The organism is Methyloceanibacter sp. (assembly GCF_050728395.1).
Classification (GTDB): domain Bacteria; phylum Pseudomonadota; class Alphaproteobacteria; order Rhizobiales; family Methyloligellaceae; genus Methyloceanibacter.
This window is the reverse complement of record NZ_JBOHJB010000035.1, coordinates 1-20,591: the sequence shown is the minus strand read 5'-3', so window position 1 is coordinate 20,591 and position 20,591 is coordinate 1. Positions and strand designations below refer to the sequence as shown.

Here is a 20,591-nt window from a genome sequence, read left to right as displayed (position 1 = left end):
CCATGCACACCAATTTCTCCCACGAGCAGCTCCAGGACCCGACCATCGCCCGCGCCGATGCCATGCTCAAGCGCTGCGTCCATTGCGGCTTCTGCACCGCCACCTGCCCGACCTATGTGCTGCTCGGCGATGAGCGCGATTCCCCGCGCGGCCGCATTTACCTGATCAAGGAGATGTTCGAGCAGGGCGCCGTCACCGCGCCGATCGTCCACCATATCGACCGTTGCCTGTCGTGCCTCTCCTGCATGACCACCTGCCCGAGCGGGGTGGACTACATGCATCTCGTCGATCTCGCGCGGGTCCGCATCGAGCACAAGGGGCGCTCGCCGGGACAACGCGTGACGCGCTGGCTTCTCGCCAAGGTGCTGCCAAATCCTGGCCGCTTCCGCATCGCGCTCTTGTTCGGCTGGCTCGCCCGTCCCTTCCGCGGACTCGTCTCGGCGCTCGGCATGAAGACCGGCGCCGCAGCGCTTGCCCTCACCCCGTCGAGACTGCCACTCCGAACGCCAAGGCCGGAGCCGGTGATCCGTCCCGCTGGAGAGCCGGTCAAGCGCGTGGCGCTCCTGCTCGGCTGCGTGCAGGAGGTATTGCAGCCTTCCATCAACCAAGCCGCGATCAGGCTGCTCAAGCGCCACGGCGTCGAGGTGTTGATGCCGAGCGGGGAGGCTTGCTGCGGCGCGCTGCAGCACCATCTCGGCCGCGAGAACGAAACGCAGAAGGCCGCGCGGCGCAATGTCGATGCCTGGTCGAGCACGCTGCGCGAAGGCCAGCTCGACGCCATTCTGACCACGGCCTCGGGCTGCGGCACCATGGTCAAGGACTACGGCCATCTGCTCGCCCGCGACCGCGGCTATGCCGAGCGCGCCACCGAAATGTCGCGGCTCGCCAAGGACATCACCGAGTTCATCTACGAGCTTGGGCTGCTCCCGCCGCTTGCCTGGACCAGCCTCCGCGTCGCCTATCACTCTGCCTGCTCGCTGGAGCACGGCCAGCAGGTCGGCAACGAGCCCCGGGCGCTGCTCATCCAGGCGGGCTACACCGTGCTCGACGTTCCGGAAGGTCATATCTGCTGCGGCTCGGCCGGGACCTACAATCTCCTCCAGCCTGAGCTTGCCGGCCAACTGCGCGAGCGGAAGCTCAAGAACATCGCAAGCGTGAAGCCGGACCTCATCGCCACCGGCAATATCGGCTGCATCACCCAGCTAGAGCGCCGCAGCGCCGTTCCCGTGGTGCATACCATCGAGCTACTCGACTGGGCGACCGGCGGCCCGTGCCCCAAGCCGCTGGAGAAGCTCAAGGACAAGGTGCACCCGATCGAGAGCCTAATGGAGCTCGCCGGGGCGCGGTAAGGGCTGGCGTTGCTGGCGGTATTCCTGGACGGACGTGTCACGAGCACCCCGACTATCAGGGTCACCTGACCTATTGCTTTGCAAGCCCCCTTCGGGCCCCACTATACTGACATAGACCAAAGACGGGGAGGGCTCCTGCCAGGCTCGTTCATGTTCAGATCAGAGAAACCGAGGGAGCAGATTACCGGGATCGTTGGCGGCCAGATTGTACCCGCTACCGACACGCCGCTTCTGACGAGCGCGTCTACCCCTTGGTCTGGCTTCTTGTTGGAAAAGCACAATGCCGGCGAAAGACAAGACGTTTGCTGGGGATGGCATCGGGCGCATGTCAGTCTCATCACCAAAGGCCAGCTCGGCTTTCGCGTCCTTAACTCCAGTGGCAATGAAGATTTCGTGGCGCGAGCTGGGAGCGTCTGCGTATTCCCGAGCGGCTATGACGAGACGCACTTCTCGATCGCGGGGTCCAAGTTCGAGGCGATCGTCGTAGAGCTTGATCCCACTCGGCTCGAGGCATTGCTAGGACGCCGGATGGCGGCGTCTACCGACACACTGGCTCCACAGATCGTCATACGTGATCGCTATATGGCCATGCTACTCCGGGCAATGGCGTCAGAGGTCGTTCAGGGCTGTCCGGCCGGGGCCCTCTACGGGCATGCGTTGTCCCTAGCATTGGTCGCCTATCTCGACCGGAGATTTTCGGTGAAGGGACGCGCGGAGAAGAAAAGACATCTGTGGGTGGTCGGGGCCAAAACCTGGCGAACCGCCTGATCCGGCCTGGCGCAAGCCCACCAGCGGAATGACGCCGCGATAACTTATCCCCGTAGCTTCAGGCGCAACTATCCTTCACAGCACCTCGTCCACTGAGGGGCGCGATCATGAGGCGTCGTGAAGCGGGGCGGGGTGCGGTGTCCCTGCGGGCTGGCTCGCAAGTCAGCACTCGGGGCGGCGCCGGGCTCCCCCCGGGTCCACTAAGAGGCCCTGCCAGGAGCTGGCTGACGACCGTGAGGTCTTCACCAAACGCCGGCGATCGCCTCTCCACCGAGAGGAAGCTGGAAACGGCATGAGGATCGCGGGCGGGACACTTGCGGCGAAAGCGGGGCCGGCCCCGGATAACATCGCCTCTGGCGCGCCGAGAGGCGCCCGCGCGTCTTCGGACGCGAACCATAAAGGAGTGCGCTTTTCGGCGCGCCATCCCCTCATCCCTCGCGCACGATGTGCGGCGAGACATCTCGTCGTGCGCATATTTTTGTCATGCCCGCGCAGGCGGGCATCCAGTAACACGAGGAGTCGGAGAGTTTGGCGAGAGGATCGACAGGTCAGGGGCTACTGGATTCCCGCTTTCGCGGGAATGACAGAGCAAGGGGTAAGGATGCAACAGACTCCCTACCTCCCCCTTGTGGGGAGGTCCGGCGTCGCTCCTGCGACGCTGGGGTGGGGGGTTGGGCGCTCAGCGAATGAGCCGTAGCGCATGCTCCAAGGCTTGCCCCCACCCGGCGCGCGATGCGCGCCGACCTCCCCGCGAAGGGGAGGTAAGAGGCAGCCACGTCGCTTGCTGGGCGCACCCCTATGGGCTAGAAGCCGCGAGGCAACAGCCACTTCGTCGACCGCTATCCCCATGAGCAAGAAAGACGAGCCGGTCCGCCCCGAGGCCCGCCTGCCGAAGGGCCTTTTCGACACGCAAGCGAGCGAGCTTCGCGCGTGCGCCGACATGCTCGCCAAGATCAGGGTGGTGTTCGAGGCTTACGGCTTCGAGCCGCTGGACACCCCGGCCATCGAATATACCGACGCGCTCGGCAAGTTCCTGCCCGATCAGGACCGGCCGAACGAGGGCGTTTTCTCCTTCAAGGACGACGACGATCAGTGGCTGTCGCTCCGCTACGATTTGACTGCGCCGCTCGCCCGCTACGTCGCCGAGAATTACCAGACGCTGCCCAAGCCCTTCCGCCGCTATCAGGTTGGCCCGGTGTGGCGAAACGAGAAGCCTGGCCCAGGCCGCTTCCGCCAGTTCACCCAGTTCGACGCCGATACGGTCGGCGCTTCCTCTGTCGCCGCAGATGCGGAGCTTTGCATGCTCGCCGCCGATACGTTGGAAGCGCTCGGCGTTGAGCGGGGCCAGTATGTGGTGAAGGTCAACTCGCGGAAGGTGCTCGATGGTGTGATGGAGGCGATCGGCATCAGCGACCGCAACCAAAAGCTTTCCGTCATGCGATCCTTGGACAAACTGGACAAATTTGAATGGTCGGACGTTGAAAGACTCCTTGGTCCAGGCCGGCGAGATGAAAGCGGGGACTTCACACCTGGAGCGAACCTAGACCCAGTCCAGATCAAAAAGGTGCGCGCTCTGATGGACGTGTGGGAAGCCGTACGGCTGAGACCTAGCAATGCGTTTCAAGTCGAAGTGCTGAACAAGGTCATAGAAGAGGGGCCACCTGAATCCCTGATCTCGGGTCTGACTGAACTGAAGACAATCGACGAAACTGTTTACTCCAGCGGTTATGGCCAAGATCGCATCCGAGTAGATCTGTCCGTCGTGCGCGGCCTCGAATATTACACCGGCCCAGTGTTCGAGGCCGAGCTGACCACGCCCATCAAGGATGAGCGCGGGATACCGATCCGCCTCGGCTCTGTCGTCAGCGGCGGCCGCTATGACGGTCTGGTCGAGCGCTTTACCGGCGAGAAGGTCCCCGCCACCGGGGTCTCCATCGGCGTCTCGCGTCTTCTGTATGGATTGAAGACTCTCGGCAAGATTTCAGCCGAGGCAACGCAAGGTCCGGTCGTGGTGCTGGTGCTCGATCGCGACCGCATGGCCGACTATCAGAACATGGCCCAGCGGCTTCGCGAAGCGAACATCCGCGCCGAGCTCTATCTCGGCGAGTCCGGCATGAAGGCGCAGATGAAATATGCCGACAAGCGCAGGAGCCCTTGCGTCGTCATCCAGGGCGGCGACGAGAAGGGACGCGGCGAGGTGCAGATCAAGGATCTCGTCCTCGGCGCCACGCTGACCTCGATCAAGGACCGCGACGACTATCTGAAGAAACAGGCCGAGGCCCAGTTCGCCGTACCTGAGGACAAGCTGGTCGAGGCGGTCAGGGGCGTGCTCGCCCGCCACAAATCTTAGAACGGGGCCGATGATAAGCGTCACAAAGGCTTTGCTTCCTCCTCTCCCCTTTGGGGAGAGGGCTTTCCGCCGCGATCTTGCGCGCGACGCGGTTGCGCGTCGCGTTCGCAAGTCGCATGGCGAAAAGGGTGAGGGGGCAAAGGCCTTAGAAATTCGCACGCGACGCATCCCCCTCACCCGCAGCGAAGCAAACGGCTTCGCTGCGTCCTCTCCCCGCTGGGGAGAGGATTGGCGCGGAGCAAGCTGAAAAGCCATGGCTGCGGAATCGGCGCGAAAATTCGAGGCTCTCGAAGCCCAGGCCGCCACCTTGCTCGAAATCTTCCGGCGGGGCGGCTACGAGCAGGTTGCGCCTTCGATCATCCAGCCGGCCGATGTCCTGCTCGATCAGATCGGCGAGGCCATCAGAGGCCGCACCTACGTCTTCACCGATCTTTCCGGCGAGGAGCTGTGCCTGCGGCCAGATCTCACCGTGCCGGTGTCGCGGCTTTATCTCGAGCGTCACCCGCGCGCCGACGCGCCGGCCCGCTATTGCTATAACGGCCCCGCCTTCCGCTTTCAGCAAAAGGGCGCGAGCGGCACGCATCCGCGCGAGTTCCGCCAGGCGGGCATCGAATGCTTCGGCGTCGCCGACCGCGACAGCGCCGATGCCGAGGTCGTGCTGCTCGTCGCCGATGCGGTACGCAGCGCCGGCCTGAAAGAGTTTCGCTTCCGCTTCGGCGACATTGCCCTCTTCTATGCACTGCTCGACGCGCTATCGCTTCCCGAGCGCTGGCGGCTCAAGCTTCGCCACTATTTCTGGCGGCCGCCCTCCTTCCATGCGCTCTTGTCGCGCCTCGCCAGGGGCGAGGCCACAAACAATGACGGCCCGGTCGCCGAGTTTGCCGCGACGCTTGCCGATAAGGATCCGGCCGGCGCCGAGGAGTTGGTCGGCAATTATCTCGAAGCCAACGGCCTGCCCTTGTCCGGCAACCGCACGCTCGGCGAGATCGCCGAGCGCCTGCTCGACCACGCCGCAGATCTCCGCGCCGAGCCTCTGCCGCGCGAAGTGGCGACCGTCATCGACTATTACCTCGCGGTCGAAGGGTCCCCGCGCGAGGCGATCGACCGCATCGCCATGATCGCCAAGGGCGCCGGCATCGACCTTGGCCCCGCGCTCTATCTGCTCTCGCGCCGCTTCGACCTGTTGCAGGAGCGCGGCATCGACATCGGCGCCGCGAGCTTCGCCACCGAGTTCGGCCGCGACCTCGAATATTATTCGGGCCTCGTGTTCCAGATCGAGACCGGCGGCGACGGAACGAGCCCGATCGCCGGCGGCGGCCGCTATGACGGGCTGCTTCGCTCGGTCGGGGCGCCCGGCGAGGTTCCGGCGGTGGGCTCGGCCATTCACACCGAGCGCCTGCTCGCGGCGATCGAGGGGGTATCGTGATGGCAGCGACGCTCACCATCGCCGTCCCATCGAAGGGGCGTCTCAAGGACGCCGCCGCCGCTTTGTTCGAGCGGGCCGGCCTCGCCTTGCGCAAGACCGGACACGAGCGCGGCTATAGCGGCGTGATGCAGGGGCTCGATGGTGTTGAGGTGGCGTTCCTCTCCGCCGCCGAGATCGTGCATCAGATCGAGTCGGGCCGCGTCCATCTGGGCGTGACCGGCGAGGATCTGATCCGCGAGACGCTGCCCAACGTCGAGGAGAGCGTGGAATTCTTGGCACCCCTCGGCTTCGGCCGCGCCGACGTGGTCGTCGCCGTGCCCGATTGCTGGATCGATGTCGCGCGCATGGCCGACCTCGAGGACGTTGCGGCGCAGTTTGCACGGGCGCATGGCAGGCGGCTCCGCGTCGCCACCAAATATCTGAATCTCACGCGCCGCTTCTTCGCCAAGGCCGGCGTCGCCGGCTACCGTATCGTGGAGAGCGTCGGTGCCACGGAAGGCACGCCCGCTGCCGGCACCGCCGAGCTGATCGTCGACATCACCACCACCGGCACCACGCTCAGGGCCAATCATTTGAAGGTGCTGGAGGATGGCCTGATCTTGAAGTCGCAGGCCCATCTCATTGCCGCCCGCCGCGCCGACTGGACCGGGGAGGCGCGCGGCTTGCGCGACGCTATTCTCGACCGCCTCGCCAAAGTCTAAGGAGGGGATGAGGTTGATGCGGAGCGTTTCAATGGTGACCCGTCTCGCGCTGATAGCGCTGCTTTGTTGCTGCCAGCTCGATGCGGCGCTCGCCGCGCCGTCACGCATCATCATCCTGCGCCATGGTGAGAAGGACAACGTCTGGAAGCTCTGCGGCGTCGGGCAGGAGCGCGCCGACGCGCTTGCCGCAAACTATCTTGGCCGCAACGCCGCAAACTCGCTGTTTGCCGCTGGCGAGGAACCTGCCGCCATCCTCGCCATCACCTTACACACGCTCGAGCTTGCCGCGCCCGCCGCCGCGTCGTGGGAATTGCCGGTTACGCTCTATTCCGTGGTGCCGGACGGAACGCCAGAGGACGGCAAGGACGCTGTCCTCAACCGCCGCACGCAAGAGGCCGCGCACGACATCGCGTCCAACCCGGAGTGGCAGGGCAAGACCGTGGTGATGGTGTGGGAGCACAAGCACATCGCCAGCGATAAGCTCGAACGCGCCTTCCCCGGCAAAGAGGTGACGCTCCGCCAGCTTCTCGGCCTCGACAAGCTGAAGGACGTGCCGGAGACCTGGCCCAGCGGCAATTACGATTATTTCTGGATCGTCGACTACGCCGGCAGCTCCGCTGCGCCGACCGGCTTCCGCATGGTGAAGCAGGTGTTCGACGGGCGCTATGCGAAGCTGCCGACCAATGAGTGGGGCGCACCCAACGGGCTCACGGCGCACAGCAAATGCGACCTGAAGGGCGCCGAGTGAGGCTCGCCCCCTAGACGAGGCTAAGGCCCATCTCCTCGGCGTCGCGAGCGCCTTCGTCAGGAGTAACCGGCGTGAGCCGGTGGCGGCCTTTGCCGTCCGGCTTCAGCGCGAGGAAGCGATCGTGGAACACGACGAGGCTCGAGCGGTGGCCGATCGACACGATGGTGGCGTCAGGCAGGCGCTCGAGCAGCAGGCGATAGAGCATGCTTTCGGCCGGCTCGTCGAGCGCGGCCGTCGCCTCGTCGAGAAACAGCCAGTCCGGCTTCTGTAGAAGCGCGCGCGCGATCGACAGCCTCTGCTGTTCGCCCATTGACAGCCGGTCGGCCCAATAGGCGGTCTCGTCGAGCGCATCGCGCAAATGCGTTAACCCGGTCGCGTCCAGCACCTCATCAATCTCGTCCGGCGTGAAGGCGTGGTCAGGCCCGGGATAGGCAAGCGCCCCGCGCAACGTCCCGAGCGGCAGATAAGGCCTCTGCGGCAAGACCAGGAGCTTGGCGCCATGCGGGAAGCGGATGGTGCCGGCGCCGAACGGCCACACCCCGCCAAGCGCCCGGAACAGGCTCGTCTTGCCCGATCCCGACGGGCCGGTGACCAGCACGCGCTCGCCGGGCTCGATGGCAAGACCTGACACGTGCACGATCTCCTGGCCGGTTGGCAGGCTGATGGTGAGCTCGTCGGCGGTCATGGCCGGGCCGCCGTCGCTGACGAGCTGGACTCGCGGTGCCCGATCATCGAGCCCCTTGGCCCAGTCCATCGAGGCGTCGAAGCCGGCAAGCCGGTTCAGCACCGCCTTCCAGTCGGCGATGTCTGAGTACGCCTTGACGAAGAAGGACAGCGCCCCTTGCACCTGGCCGAAGGCCGAGGCGATCTGCATCAACCCGCCAAGCATCATCGAGCCTGCGAAATAGAGCGGGCTAACCACGATGAAGGGAAAGATGACGGCGACTTGCGAATACCCGGCGGTCAAGAAGGTCAGCCGCTTGGTGCGCTGCATGATGCCGTACCAATTGCCGACCACGCGTCCGAAGCGGTCGAGCAGGCGCTCCTTCTCGGCCGCTTCGCCGGACAATAGGGTGATCTGCTCGGCATTCTCGCGCAAGCGCACCAGCGAGAAGCGGAAGTCGGCCTCATAAAGCTGTTGGTCGTAATTCAGCTTGATCAGCGGGCGGCCGACGAGATGCGTCACCCAGGTGCCGATGACGGCATAGATCAGCGCCGCCCAGACGAGATAGCCCGGGATGTTGAAGGACTGTGAGCCGATCACCAGCGGGAAGGTGGATGACAGATTCCATAAAATCACCACGAAGGAGACGAGCGTGACGATGGAGCCGAGCAGCGAGATGCCGATGTCGAGCGTGTTGTTGATGAACAGCCTGATGTCGTCGGCGATGCGCTGGTCAGGATTGTCTGCTTTTTGGCGCTGTCCGGGGCTGCCAGCAGCGGCGGCGCGCTGATCGGGGTCGTCAGTGCTGTCGCCCTTGAGGCGCATGCGATAATGCGTGCCGTCACTGAGCCAGCGTCCGAGATAGCGGCTGGTAAGCCAGCGCCGCCATCTGATCTGCAGCCATTGCTGGAGATAGAGCTGGTACACGGCGCTGACGATGTAGAAGGCGGCGAGCGCGCTGAACACGCCGAGCTGCCAGATGAAGGTGTCCCAATCCTTGTTCTGCAGCGCGTCGTAGAACGCCTTGTACCAGGCGTTGAAGCGCACATTCAGCCAGACCTGGAAGAGCTGAAGCGCGATGACTGTGACGAGCAGGACGCGGCCCGGCCCGCCGTCCTCCGAGCGGAAATAGGGAACCGCGATGCGGGTGAACTCGCGGGCTGAATTACGGAATCCGGCCAATCAGGCTTCTCCAGGTGGTTTTCGGCGCATCCCGGCGCCTCTCGTCCCCGGACGATAGGGGGCAAGCTGGCTCTTGGGAAATTACGTTTGTGTAACCCGTGCGTGTTGGAGCTGGTGGAAATAAGGCAAAAGGGGCGGCCCTTGGCCGCCCCTCCGCATAACTAAGCCAGACCTTACAGGGCTTACATCATGTCCATGCCGCCCATGCCGCCGCCCGGCATGTGGCTATGCTCTTCCTTCTTCTTCGGCGCTTCGGCGACGCCCGCCTCTGTGGTGACGAGCAGGCCTGCCACGGAAGCCGCATCCTGCAGCGCCGTGCGCACGACCTTAGCGGGGTCGATGATGCCCTTCTGCACGAGATCGACATATTCGTTGTTTTGGGCGTCATAGCCGAAGGTCGGCGACTTCTGTTCGAGCACCTTGCCGACCACGATCGAGCCTTCGACGCCGGCATTCTCGGCGATCTGGCGGATCGGAGCCTGCAGCGCCTTGCGGACGATGTTGATGCCGGCCTCCTGGTCGTCGTTGTCGCCCTTGGCCTTCAGCGACTTCGCCGCCCACAGAAGCGCGACGCCGCCGCCAGGGACGATGCCTTCCTCGACCGCGGCGCGCGTTGCGTTCAGCGCATCGTCGACGCGGTCCTTCTTCTCCTTCACCTCGACTTCGGTCGCACCGCCGACCTTGATCACGGCAACGCCGCCGGCGAGCTTGGCCAGCCGCTCCTGCAGCTTCTCCTTGTCGTAGTCTGAGGTGGTGTCCTCGATCTGCTGCTTGATCTGGCCGATGCGAGCCTCGATGTCGGCCTTCTTGCCGGCGCCGTCGACGATGGTGGTGTCGTCCTTGGTGATGGTCACGCGCTTCGCCTTGCCGAGCATCTGCACCGTGACGTTCTCAAGCTTGATGCCGAGATCCTCGGAGATCATCTCGCCGCCGGTCAGGACGGCGATGTCCTGCAGCATGGCCTTGCGGCGGTCGCCGAAGCCAGGCGCCTTGACTGCCGCGACCTTCAAGCCGCCGCGAAGTTTGTTGACCACGAGCGTAGCCAGCGCCTCGCCCTCGACATCCTCGGCGATGACGAGCAGCGGACGGCCCGACTGCACCACCTGCTCGAGCAGGGGAAGCAAAGGCTGCAAGCCCGAGAGCTTCTTCTCGTAGATGAGGATGTACGGGCTCTCGAGCTCGGCCACCATCTTCTCGGCATTGGTGATGAAATAGGGGGAAATGTAACCGCGGTCGAACTGCATGCCCTCGACCACTTCGAGTTCGCTTTCGAGGCTCTTGGCCTCCTCGACAGTGATCACGCCCTCATTGCCGACCTTCTGCATGGCCTTGGCGATCATGTCGCCGATGGCCTTCTCGCCGTTGGCCGAGATAGTGCCAACCTGTGCGATCTCGGCCGAGCCTGACACCTTCTTCGCGCTCTTGGAGATGCCGGCGACGACCTCGGCCACAGCTTTGTCGATGCCGCGCTTCAGATCCATCGGGTTCATGCCGGCGGCGACCGACTTCAGTCCTTCGCGCACGATGGCCTGGGCGAGCAGGGTCGCGGTCGTGGTGCCGTCGCCTGCGGTGTCGTTGGTCTTCGCGGCCACCTCGCGCAGCATCTGCGCGCCCATGTTCTCGAACTTATCCTCAAGCTCGATCTCCTTGGCGACGGTGACGCCGTCCTTGGTCGAGCGGGGGGCGCCGAAGGACTTCTCGAGGATGACGTTGCGGCCCTTTGGCCCGAGCGTGATCTTGACCGCATTGGCCAGGATGTCGACGCCCCGCATCATCCGCTCGCGCGCTTCAGCGGAAAATCTTACTTCTTTGGCTGCCATTTGACTTTCTCCGTTTCTCTGTCTCCTCACACCTTCCGGATCAGGCGAAGCCTGCGTCGCGAAGGGTGAGCTTCGAATATGAGGGGGGTCTCATCCTTCGAGACGCGCCCGAATGGCGCTGCTCAGGATGAGGAATGCTTCAGCTGAGGACGCCCATGATGTCGGACTCCTTCATGATCAGGAGTTCTTCGCCGTCGATCTTGACTTCGGTGCCCGACCATTTGCCGAACAGCACCTTGTCGCCGGCCTTCACTCCCATGGGCTGGAGCTTGCCGTCCTCGCCCCTGGCGCCTGGGCCTGCGGCGACGACCTTGCCGGTCTGCGGCTTCTCGGCCGCCGTGTCCGGAATGATGATGCCGCCTTTAGTCTTGAGCTCCTCCTCGAGTCGCTTGACCACGACACGATCGTGGAGCGGCCGAAATTTCATGATTTTCCTCCTGAAATGCCTTCGCTTGCGCTGATATGGGATCGGGGTTGTTGGCACTCAAGATAGACGAGTGCCAAAAATTACCAGCCAGGGGATAGCGGGAACGCGCTTTGCCTGTCAAGGATCAAGCAGGGCGCCGATGTTCAATGTCGCTGGCCCGCCAAGCGAGAAGCGTATCGACTACGTGGTGGGAAGGATGGTGAACACCTTTCTGGCCGCCTACCGGCGCTGGAGGATCAGGCGCGCTTCTTCTCGCTGTCCAAATGAACGAGTGCTGCCGCCGGATAGCGCTCGCCCGCTGCCGCGCCAGGCGGCAGCGCCTTGGCAAGCTTTGCGAGATCGTCCGCCGAAAGCTTGACGTCGAGAGCGCCGAGAGCCTCGGAAAGACGATCGCGGCGCCGCGCGCCGATGAGCGGCACGATGTCGGGTCCTTGCGCCGCCACCCAGGCGATGGCCACTTGCGCCACCGACGCTCCGATGCCCTCGGCGATTCCCTTGATCGCATCGACCAGAGCAAGATTGGCATCGAGATTGGCGCCCTGAAAGCGTGGGGCGTTGGCACGAAAATCGCGCTCGCCTCCGCGCGCCTTCGACCAATGTCCGCTGATCAACCCGCGCGACAGCACGCCATAGGCGGTGATGCCGACACCGAGCGCGCGGCAGGTCGGCAAGATCTCCTCCTCGATGCCGCGCGAGATCAGCGAATATTCGATCTGCAGATCACAGATCGGATGCACTGCCGCGGCGCGGCGAATGGTGTCCGCTCCGACCTCCGACAGTCCGATGTGGCGCACGTAACCCGCCTTCACCATATCGGCGATCACGCCCACCGTGTCTTCGATCGGCACAGTCGGGTCGAGCCGTGCCGGTCGGTAGATGTCGATGTAGTCGGTGCTGAGCCTGCGCAGCGAATAGCTGAGGAAGTTCTTTACTGCGGGCGGCCGCGCATCGTAGCCCAGCCAATTCCCTGCTACGTCGCGGAGCGCGCCGAACTTGACGCTGATGACGACATTGTCGCGGTTTCGCCCGGCAAGCGCCTCGCGGATCAGCATCTCGTTGTGGCCCATGCCGTAGAAATCGCCGGTGTCGAGCAGATTGATGCCGGCATCGAGAGCGGCGTGGATGGTAGCGATGCTCTCGCCGCGGTCGGCCGGGCCGTAAAAATCCGACATTCCCATGCAGCCAAGCCCGATGGCCGAGACCTCGGGCCCCGTGGTGCCGAGCCTTCTACGGTTCATGATTGTTACTCCGTGACCAAACGCTGCCGCTCAATGTAGGCGCTGAGTGAATAGAACGCAGCCGCGCATTGACGCAGGCGTCGTCGCTCAGGCCGAGACGAGGCGGATATAGCCCAACCCTAGATACATAAGCACGAAGACCCCGATCACCAGCAAGATGAGGTGATGAATGTTCGTCTGTGCGCGATCGCACAGGGTCTCGTCGAGCGCATTCGGCAGATGCTTGAAGTGAGCCAAGGCGAATGTTCTCGCACGGTCGGCATGCCGCTTCATCGCCGACCATCCCTCCACCGTGATCAGAAGCCACGCAGCGCTAATGAGAACCCCGGCGCCGATCATGCCGAGAGCCGCCCATTTGTTCTCCCACAGCGCCGTAGGGCTGATGGCCAGAGCGCCGATGATCAGCGAATTGGCCACGAGCAGCGCGTTATGGCGCGCCCAGATGGCTTCCCGCTCCGAATTGATCAGATCGATATAGGCCTGGAGGACCGCAATCTCGTCGGGCGAACTGATTGAGTCTTCATCGGACATAGCGGGCGGAGTGTGTCACGGCGGCGAAAGCCGCGCCAGCCGGAGAGAGCCTAGCGGCCGGCCTCCGCCATCATGCGCATGGAGAAGCTGCAGATAACCGCCATCTGGTCTTTCCCATGCGCCGGGTTTATCGTCTTGGCGGCCAGGGCGACTGCTCTTAGACTTGAGCATTGCCGATCTTCATTTATGCTTGTCGTTGGCGTGCTGGCGCGGGCACTGCCCTGAGGGACCGGCCAGAGCCGAAGTGAAGAGCCATGACGTCTAGATCGAACGCTGCTTCCGGGCGTTTTGGCCTGCTCGATGTGGTCGTCCTCATCGCCATGGCGGTGACCGCGGCCGCCTTCGCCGCCGGTCTCATCATCAATTCGGGTATCGACATGATGGCCGGCGTCATTGCCGGAGCCGCGCTGTTTATCGTCATGGCGTCCTCGCATTACGTGATCACGCGCCAGGCCCGCTCCGCCACCGTCGCCGGCCGCCTCGACGAGCTCGAAGAAGCCCTTGTGGTCCTCGACGGCGACTTGCAGCGTATCGATCAGGTCGAGGACGACGTGGCACGGCTCGATCTCTTGACCGACCGGGTCGAGCGTCTCGACCAGGCTATCTCCGAATATGGCGGCGGCGTGCCGGCGACCGGCGTCAGCGCCCCTGTTGTCGACCGCCTCACGCAAGACGTGGAGCAGTTGCGCGGCCGCCTCGATGTGCTGCGCACGGATTTCGCCGCGCAAGCGAGGGCGCAGCGCGACGAGATCGGCGCCGAGCTCAAGTCGCTGGAAGGCTTGATCAAGGATCTTTCGCACGAGTTGATGGCGGCATCGCCTGCCTTCGCCGCCGCGGCCGCTGAGGAGCTGAACGAGACCTCGGAAATCCCGCTGCGGCTTGAGGAGCGCTTGGAGCGCGTGAGCCTGGCGGAGCTGGGAGACGAGCCGATACAATTTGCCGATGACGACTTTGCCGAGGAAGAGGACAAGGCTGCGGTTGACCTCCTCGCCGATGAAGCGACCGTCGTCACCCAAGAGGTGGTGATCGTCACCGAGGCCGCGCCCGACGTCGCCAGGGTCGCCGAGGCCGCCACCGATGCCGCTATTGTCACACCGGAGCCCGCGCCGGTCGTCGATGAAGTCGCTTCCGATGCGGCCATGCTGGGAGATTTGCGCGAGGCCATCGACGGGAACCGGGTCGACCTCTATCTCCAGCCGATCGTGACTTTGCCCGACCGGAAGCTCCGCTTCTACGACGCCACCACCCGCATTCGCACCGGCGACGACGAGTTCATGCCGCCCGGCAACTATCTGCATCTTGCCGAGCGCGAGCACCTCATGCCGCGTATCGACAATGTGATGCTGGTCAAATGCGTGCAGCTGCTGCGCCGCCTGGGACCCGACTCGCGGCTCAAGGGCGTGTTCTGCAATCTCTCCGCCCAGTCGCTCCTCGACCACGATTTCTTCCCCGAGCTCGTCGAGTTCATGGAGGAGAACAGCACCCTTGCCGACAGTCTCACTTTCCAACTGAGTCAGCGTGCCGTGCTCGATATCGGCGCCGATGAGCTTGCCGGTCTCAAGACCCTCGGCAAGCTCGGCTTCGTGTTCTCGCTCGACCACGTCGCCGATCTCGACGTCGATTTCGCTGCGCTCCGCGATCACTTCTTCCGCTACGTCAAGATCGAGGCGAAAACTCTACTGCACGATGTGGGAGAGGCGCGGACAGGCATCCCGGCTGCCGACATGCCGAGTCATCTCGACCGCTTCGATCTCAAGCTGATCGTGGAGAAGGTCGACGACGAGGCGAGCCTCGAACGCCTCATGAACTATGGCGTCGATCTCGCGCAAGGCGATCTCTTCGCGCGGCCGAGGCCGGTGACGCCCGAGATGTTCCGCGAGCTTGCCGAGGTTGACGCGGCGTAGGCGCCGTCACCCTTTGGGCGACGGCGCGTCGGCGTGAAGGCTAGGGCTATTTGCCCTCTTCCTTGTCGATCTCTTTATTTTCGCTGTCGCCGCCACCGCCTTCCGGCTTGGCCTGCATCTCCCCGGCGGGTTTCATCTCAGCGCCAGGCTTCGGAGCGGGAGCGGGCGTGGCATCGCCACCGCCTGGTTGGCCGTTATCGGACTCAGGCTCGAGCAAATTCTGCACTTCGGGGTTTTCCTCGTCCGCCGCGAGAATGGTGAGGCTTGGCGAGGCTTTGAGCATCAGCCGCGTGGTGGCATCGGCCTGCCCGGTGAAACCGAGAAGGGTAAGCGCGCAGACCGCCGCGCCGGCGGTCAAAAGACGATAAAGCATATTCAATCTCCCTAACCGCTCCGTTGGGAAACCGCAGTCGACTGCGGCGATGGAGGGCGGCAAGAGGGAGACACAGCGCGTGCAAAAAAGCAACTCCCGGCCCGAGTTGGCGTCAAGCATGCGTAAACGCCTGCGGCGCCACAGAAACGCGCAGGTCTAAAGTCGTCAAAAGACGAGCCGGCGCCTTTAGAGCGCCGCGCCCGTATTCCTGAAGCCTAGGAAGCCTAGTAGGAATAATACCGCATGCTTGGCGGCCAATTGGTCGACGGAAACAGCCTTTGCAGCTCGCGGATCTCGTCATGGCCGTTACCGTAATTCCGGTAGCCGTAGCCGCCATAGGCCGGATAGTCCCGATAGCCATAATTCGGGGCATAGTACCGATGGGAAGGCTGGTAGTAGCCCGCCTCGGCCTGGCCTGAACCTGCGAATAGCAATGCTGCGAATACGGCCGAAGCGGCCAAAGCCATCAATTTCGGCAGTCTGGGAAGGTGAGGCATCATGATCTCCTATTGCCGACCCCTCCCTCGGCTGGGGGTATCTGGGGGCTTGGCCCACAGGGTGCAATCTCGCCTTCACAAGAAAGTGAGAGACTGGAGGGGGCGGACACCCGTTGCCTTGACCCCCTCGGCCCAAGCCTCTAGGGGAGCCCATGACCATCAGCGCTGACACCATTCCGGTGCTCGACTCCATCGGCGAGCTCAGCAAAGGCTACGCCGCCTGGCTCGTCGATATTTGGGGCGTGATGCATAATGGCGTGCGCGCCTTTCCAGCAGCCGTCGATGCCACGCGCCGCTTCCGCGAGCAGGGCGGTATCGTCGTGCTCCTCTCCAACTCGCCGCGGCCGAGCGAGGGCCTGCAGCGCCAATTGCGCAGCCTCGGCGTTACCGATCAGAGCTATGACGCCACCGTGTCGTCCGGCGATCTCACCCGCCACGAGCTTGTCAAGCACGCCGGCGCCCGCATCTTCCATCTCGGACCTGAGCGCGACCTGCCGATCTTCGACGGCATCGACGTCACGCGCGTCGATGCTGGGAACGCCGAGCTCATCGTCTGCACCGGCCTGTTCAATGACGAGACCGAGACGCCTGAGGACTATGAAGGCCTGTTGCGTGAGCTCGCCGCGCGGAAGCTCACCATGCTCTGCGCCAATCCCGATCATCTGGTCGAGCGCGGCCACAAGCTCGTCTATTGCGCCGGTGCGCTTGCGCAGCTCTATGCCGAAGATGGCGGCGCGGTGATCTATGCCGGCAAGCCCTACGCGCCGATCTACCAGCTTGCCGCCGAGATCATCGCCTCACGCGCCGGGCGAATGGTGCCTCGGAGCGAGATCCTGGCCATCGGCGACGGCATCCACACCGACATGGCGGGCGCCACCGATTTCGGCCTCGACGCCGTGTTCGTGGCGAGCGGACTGCATGTCGGGCCCGGCGGCGAGGGGCTCGACGATCTTCGCCTCGCCGAGCTGTTCGAGGGCCGCAAGCCCCCGCGCGCAGCGATGCCGGCGCTCGCTTGGTAGCCCCAGAGACAGACAATCCTTATTTATTGCAGTGCAACAAAGGCTTCGCTATTTTCGCGAATGCGAAATCAGGAGCAGGGGCGAGTAATGACCACGAATGGCAACGGGGCTACGACCAAGGGCTATTTCTTCGAGGATCTCGCCGTCGGCATGGAGGCGAGCTACGCCAAGAAGATCACCAACGACGACATCTTGGCCTTCGCCGGTCTGTCGGGCGACACCAATCCGGTGCACCTCGACGATGACTATGCCGCGGGGACCATGTTCAAGCAGCGCATCGCCCATGGCTTTCTCACCGCGAGCCTGTTCTCAACCGTGCTTGGCACCAAGCTGCCGGGGCCCGGATGCATTTATCTCTCCCAGAGCCTCAAATTCCGCGCACCCGTGCATATCGGCGATGAGGTGGTGGCGACGGGCAAGATCACGAGCCTCGACCCGGAGAAGGGAAGGGCCGTGCTCGCCATGCAGGCCGCCGTCAACGGCAAGAGCGTGTTGGACGGCGAGGCCGTGATGATGGTACCTCGCCGCGAGCGGTCGTAACCTCATCGTCGTCTCCGCGCTTGAGCAGCGCAGCGACAGCCGTTCGCTTGCGCTCAAATAGCGGAGCGATAGCGCATTGATAAGGACACTAGGATGGACGTCGTCACCGGCTGGCGGGACGTACCTGCGCAGGCAAAAGGCGCGGTGCTCGCCATTGGCAATTTCGATGGCGTCCATCGCGGCCATCAGGCGGTCCTCGGCCGCGCCCGCGATCTCGCCAAGGAAATGGGCAGGCGCTCCGGGGCCGTGGTGTTCGAGCCGCACCCGCGCGAGTTCTTCGCACCCGATCAGCCGTTCTTTCGCCTGACCCCGCTGCCGGTGAAGCTCGAGCTGCTCGAAGCGCTCGGGCTCGACGAGACGTTCGTCATCGAGTTCGGCCCCGAGCTGTCCGGCTTGGGTGCGGAGGAATTCGCCTCCGAGGTGGTGAAGAAGGGGCTTGGCGCTGCCCATGTCGTGGTCGGTTACGACTTTACCTATGGCAAGGGCCGCACCGGCACGTCTGCCGAGCTCAAGTCGCTTGGCAAGACGCTCGGCTTTGGCGTCGACATCGTCGAGCCGGTGGTCAATGACGGAGTGGTCTTCTCATCGAGCAGGGTGCGCGACTATCTCCGCCAGGGCGAGACGGTCGAGGCCGCCGAGCAGCTCGGCTATTGGTGGCGGGTGCGCGGCACGGTCGAGCGCGGCGCCGGCCGCGGCAAGGGGCTCGGCTTCCCCACCGTCAATCTGCCGCTGGCCGAAGGACAAGATGTCGCCCACGGCATCTACGCGGTGAGGGTCGCGCACAACGAGCAGTGCTACGCCGCAGCCGGCTATGTCGGCCCGCGTCCGACCTTCGGCGGCGACAAGCCGGTGCTCGAAGCCTATCTCTTGGATTTCGAGGGCGATCTCTACGGCGAGGAGATCGAAGTCGAGTTCATCGAGAAGCTCCGTCACGACGCCGCCTTCGCCGACGGAGAGGCGCTTGCCGCGCAGATGCGGCACGACTGCGCACAAGTTCGCACACTTCTCATGGTGATCGAAGGCTGCGATCCCATGGCGCGGTTTCCTCTCGGGCAGGCACTTTCGAGCGGCACTGGATTGTAAGAGGGCGCGTTGCTAGAACCCCGCGGGGCATGGCGCCCGGCATGCGCAGGGCAATGGGCGGAAACAAGGTCTCATGGCGAAAAGCAAAAACAAAAAACCTTCCTCGCGCGCCAGGCCGAAGCGCGCCGCCAAGCCTAGCGCCAAGGCGGCGGCGCGAGCGAAATCGGTAAAGCCGGCCGCCAAGTCTAAGACTGCCAAGGCCAAGACCGCCAAGGCCAAGACCGCCAAACGCCCCGCGTCAAAGCCGAAATCTTTAAGAGCCGCCCCCAAGCTGAAATCGGCGAAGACGGCGCATCGCAAGCCACCCGCTAAAGCTAGGGCCAAAGCGAGACCCGCTGCCAGGCCTGAGGCGACGGCCAAGCCGAAGGCTCAGCCGGTCAGCAAAGCTCAAGTCAAAAAGCCATCGCCGCCAGGGACGAGAACAATGCCTCGGCCCCCGCAGATCGGGCGGGATTGGAGCGCGACCTTGTTCCTGCCCAAGACCGACTTCCCGATGAAGGCCGGGTTGCCCGAGCGCGAACCTAAAATGCTCGAGCACTGGCAGAAGCTTCGCCTCTACGACCGCCTGCGCGAAGAGGCCATGGGGCGGGAGAAGTTCATCCTGCATGACGGGCCGCCTTACGCCAACGGCAACATCCATATCGGCACTGGGCTGAACAAGATCCTCAAGGACGTCGTGACCCGCTCGCAAAGCATGATGGGCAAGGACGCCAACTACGTGCCTGGCTGGGACTGTCACGGACTTCCCATCGAGTGGAAGATCGAGGAGGAGAATTATCGCGCCAAAGGCAAGACCAAGCCCGACCTCTCCGATCCTGCCGCGATGATCGCCTTCCGTCAGGAGTGCCGCGCTTACGCGCAAGCTTGGCTCGAGGTGCAGCGCGCGGAGTTCAAGCGCCTAGGGATCGAGGGCGATTGGGACCATCCCTACACCACCATGAGCTTTGACGCCGAAGCCACCATCGCCGCCGAGCTGATGAAGTTCGCCATGAACGGGTTGCTCTACCGCGGCTCGAAGCCGGTGATGTGGTCGGTGGTGGAGAAGACCGCGCTTGCCGAGGCCGAGGTCGAATATCAGGAGATCACCAGCCACACGATCTTCGTGAAGTTTCCTGTGAAATCCTTCCACGGGCCGGTTGATGAGAACTTGGATGAACTGCTCGGAGCATCAGTGGTGATATGGACCACGACCCCCTGGACCATCCCCGGCAACCGCGCCATCTCCTATTCGCCTGAGATTGCGTATTCCCTCTATGAAGTTACGGAAGCACCCGAGGACAATTGGGCACGCAAGGGTGACCGACTAATTCTTGCGGATGCTCTTGCTGAGTCAGTGCGAACGGCGGCTCGCATCGGAGCGTGGAAGCGCAACCGTCCCGTCAATCCAAGGCGCATTTGGGAGTTAAAGCATCCCCTCGCGGAGATAGGTTATGAATTCGCCGTGCCGATGTTGGCGGGTGAACACGTCACCGAAGACACCGGCACAGGCTTCGTCCACACCGCGCCGGGGCATGGCACTGACGACTTCGAAATCTGGGAACAGCATCGTTGGGACTTAGTGGGTAGGGGCATCGACGCCACGATCCCCTTCACCGTCGATGCCGACGGTTACTTCACCAAGGAAGCGCCCGGCTTCGAAGGAAAACGCGTCATCGACGACAAGGGCAATTTCGGCGACGCCAATGAAGCCGTCATCAAAGCTCTGATCGACGCCAACGCGCTGATCGCCCGCGGGCGGCTCCGCCACGACTATCCGCATTCCTGGCGCTCGAAGAAGCCGGTGATCTTCCGCAACACGCCGCAATGGTTCATTGCGATGGACGACGGTATCGACGGTGGCGATACGCTGCGGCAGCGCGCCCTCAAAGCCATCGGCGAGACGAAATGGGTGCCGCCGCAAGGCGAGAACCGCATCACCGGCATGGTCGAGACGCGGCCGGATTGGGTGGTGTCGCGTCAGCGCGCCTGGGG

The 20,591-nt window shown here is 63.8% G+C and carries 18 protein-coding genes; 11 read left to right on the top strand and 7 right to left on the bottom strand.

Annotation, left to right across the window (positions count from 1 at the left end):
* The first annotated feature begins 2 nt into the window (after nt 1-2).
* The 6 genes from glcF (at nt 3) to ACREC7_RS08280 (ending at nt 7,342) form a co-directional block, all read left to right on the top strand.
* Nucleotides 3-1,349 (top strand): glycolate oxidase subunit GlcF, encoded by a 1,347-nt coding sequence (gene glcF / locus ACREC7_RS08305; RefSeq protein ID WP_431555214.1) that lies wholly within the window; start codon nt 3-5, stop codon nt 1,347-1,349.
* 150 nt (nt 1,350-1,499) lie between these two features.
* Nucleotides 1,500-2,117 carry a hypothetical protein gene (locus tag ACREC7_RS08300; RefSeq protein ID WP_431555213.1) on the top strand — a complete coding sequence of 206 codons (618 nt, stop codon included), beginning with the start codon at nt 1,500-1,502 and terminating at the stop codon, nt 2,115-2,117.
* Between the two features lie 847 nt (nt 2,118-2,964).
* Nucleotides 2,965-4,467: a histidine--tRNA ligase gene (hisS, locus tag ACREC7_RS08295; RefSeq protein ID WP_431555212.1), complete on the top strand. Its 1,503-nt coding sequence runs from the start codon at nt 2,965-2,967 to the stop codon at nt 4,465-4,467.
* 253 nt (nt 4,468-4,720) lie between these two features.
* Nucleotides 4,721-5,893, top strand: a complete 1,173-nt coding sequence (locus ACREC7_RS08290) for an ATP phosphoribosyltransferase regulatory subunit (protein ID WP_431555211.1) — start codon at nt 4,721-4,723, stop codon at nt 5,891-5,893.
* Complete coding sequence (hisG, locus tag ACREC7_RS08285; protein ID WP_431555210.1) at nt 5,893-6,594, top strand: ATP phosphoribosyltransferase; 702 nt, start codon at nt 5,893-5,895, stop codon at nt 6,592-6,594. Before ACREC7_RS08290 ends, hisG begins: the two co-directional genes overlap by 1 nt.
* A gap of 31 nt (nt 6,595-6,625) precedes the next feature.
* Entirely contained in the window at nt 6,626-7,342 is a 717-nt protein-coding gene (locus ACREC7_RS08280) for a histidine phosphatase family protein (protein ID WP_431555209.1), read from the top strand.
* Between the two features lie 10 nt (nt 7,343-7,352).
* On the opposite strand, the gene ACREC7_RS08275 is transcribed toward ACREC7_RS08280, so the two are convergent.
* The 5 genes from ACREC7_RS08275 to ACREC7_RS08255 all read right to left on the bottom strand — a co-directional run bounded on the left by ACREC7_RS08275 (nt 7,353) and on the right by ACREC7_RS08255 (nt 13,204).
* Complete coding sequence (locus ACREC7_RS08275; RefSeq protein WP_431555208.1) at nt 7,353-9,188, bottom strand: ABC transporter ATP-binding protein/permease; 1,836 nt, start codon at nt 9,186-9,188, stop codon at nt 7,353-7,355.
* Between the two features lie 182 nt (nt 9,189-9,370).
* Complete coding sequence (gene groL, locus ACREC7_RS08270; protein WP_431555207.1) at nt 9,371-11,008, bottom strand: chaperonin GroEL; 1,638 nt, start codon at nt 11,006-11,008, stop codon at nt 9,371-9,373.
* A 139-nt stretch (nt 11,009-11,147) separates the two neighbouring features.
* Nucleotides 11,148-11,435, bottom strand: coding sequence for a co-chaperone GroES (locus tag ACREC7_RS08265; protein ID WP_431555206.1), 288 nt, complete (start codon nt 11,433-11,435; stop codon nt 11,148-11,150).
* A 236-nt stretch (nt 11,436-11,671) separates the two neighbouring features.
* Nucleotides 11,672-12,673 (bottom strand): aldo/keto reductase, encoded by a 1,002-nt coding sequence (locus tag ACREC7_RS08260; protein ID WP_431555205.1) that lies wholly within the window; start codon nt 12,671-12,673, stop codon nt 11,672-11,674.
* An 87-nt stretch (nt 12,674-12,760) separates the two neighbouring features.
* The gene (locus ACREC7_RS08255; protein WP_431555204.1) at nt 12,761-13,204 is read right to left on the bottom strand and encodes a hypothetical protein; all 444 of its coding nucleotides are present in this window, start codon (nt 13,202-13,204) and stop codon (nt 12,761-12,763) included.
* A 254-nt stretch (nt 13,205-13,458) separates the two neighbouring features.
* On the opposite strand from ACREC7_RS08255, the gene ACREC7_RS08250 reads away from it, so the two are divergent.
* The gene (locus ACREC7_RS08250; RefSeq protein ID WP_431555203.1) at nt 13,459-15,108 is read left to right on the top strand and encodes an EAL domain-containing protein; all 1,650 of its coding nucleotides are present in this window, start codon (nt 13,459-13,461) and stop codon (nt 15,106-15,108) included.
* Nucleotides 15,109-15,154: 46 nt separating this feature from the next.
* Here ACREC7_RS08250 and ACREC7_RS08245 read toward each other — a convergent pair whose 3' ends face one another.
* Together ACREC7_RS08245 and ACREC7_RS08240 are read right to left on the bottom strand one after the other, a co-directional pair.
* On the bottom strand, nt 15,155-15,481 hold the full coding sequence (locus ACREC7_RS08245) for a hypothetical protein (RefSeq protein ID WP_431555202.1): 327 nt from the start codon (nt 15,479-15,481) through the stop codon (nt 15,155-15,157).
* Between the two features lie 224 nt (nt 15,482-15,705).
* Nucleotides 15,706-15,981 carry a hypothetical protein gene (locus ACREC7_RS08240; protein WP_431555201.1) on the bottom strand — a complete coding sequence of 92 codons (276 nt, stop codon included), beginning with the start codon at nt 15,979-15,981 and terminating at the stop codon, nt 15,706-15,708.
* A gap of 149 nt (nt 15,982-16,130) precedes the next feature.
* On the opposite strand from ACREC7_RS08240, the gene ACREC7_RS08235 reads away from it, so the two are divergent.
* The 4 genes from ACREC7_RS08235 to ACREC7_RS08220 all read left to right on the top strand — a co-directional run.
* Complete coding sequence (locus tag ACREC7_RS08235; protein ID WP_431555200.1) at nt 16,131-16,997, top strand: TIGR01459 family HAD-type hydrolase; 867 nt, start codon at nt 16,131-16,133, stop codon at nt 16,995-16,997.
* An 87-nt stretch (nt 16,998-17,084) separates the two neighbouring features.
* Nucleotides 17,085-17,537, top strand: a complete 453-nt coding sequence (locus tag ACREC7_RS08230; protein ID WP_431555199.1) for a MaoC family dehydratase — start codon at nt 17,085-17,087, stop codon at nt 17,535-17,537.
* A 93-nt stretch (nt 17,538-17,630) separates the two neighbouring features.
* Nucleotides 17,631-18,620, top strand: a complete 990-nt coding sequence (locus tag ACREC7_RS08225) for a bifunctional riboflavin kinase/FAD synthetase (RefSeq protein WP_431555198.1) — start codon at nt 17,631-17,633, stop codon at nt 18,618-18,620.
* Between the two features lie 424 nt (nt 18,621-19,044).
* Nucleotides 19,045-20,591 (top strand): class I tRNA ligase family protein (locus ACREC7_RS08220; RefSeq protein WP_431555225.1); only part of this gene is annotated, 1,547 nt, incomplete at its 3' end.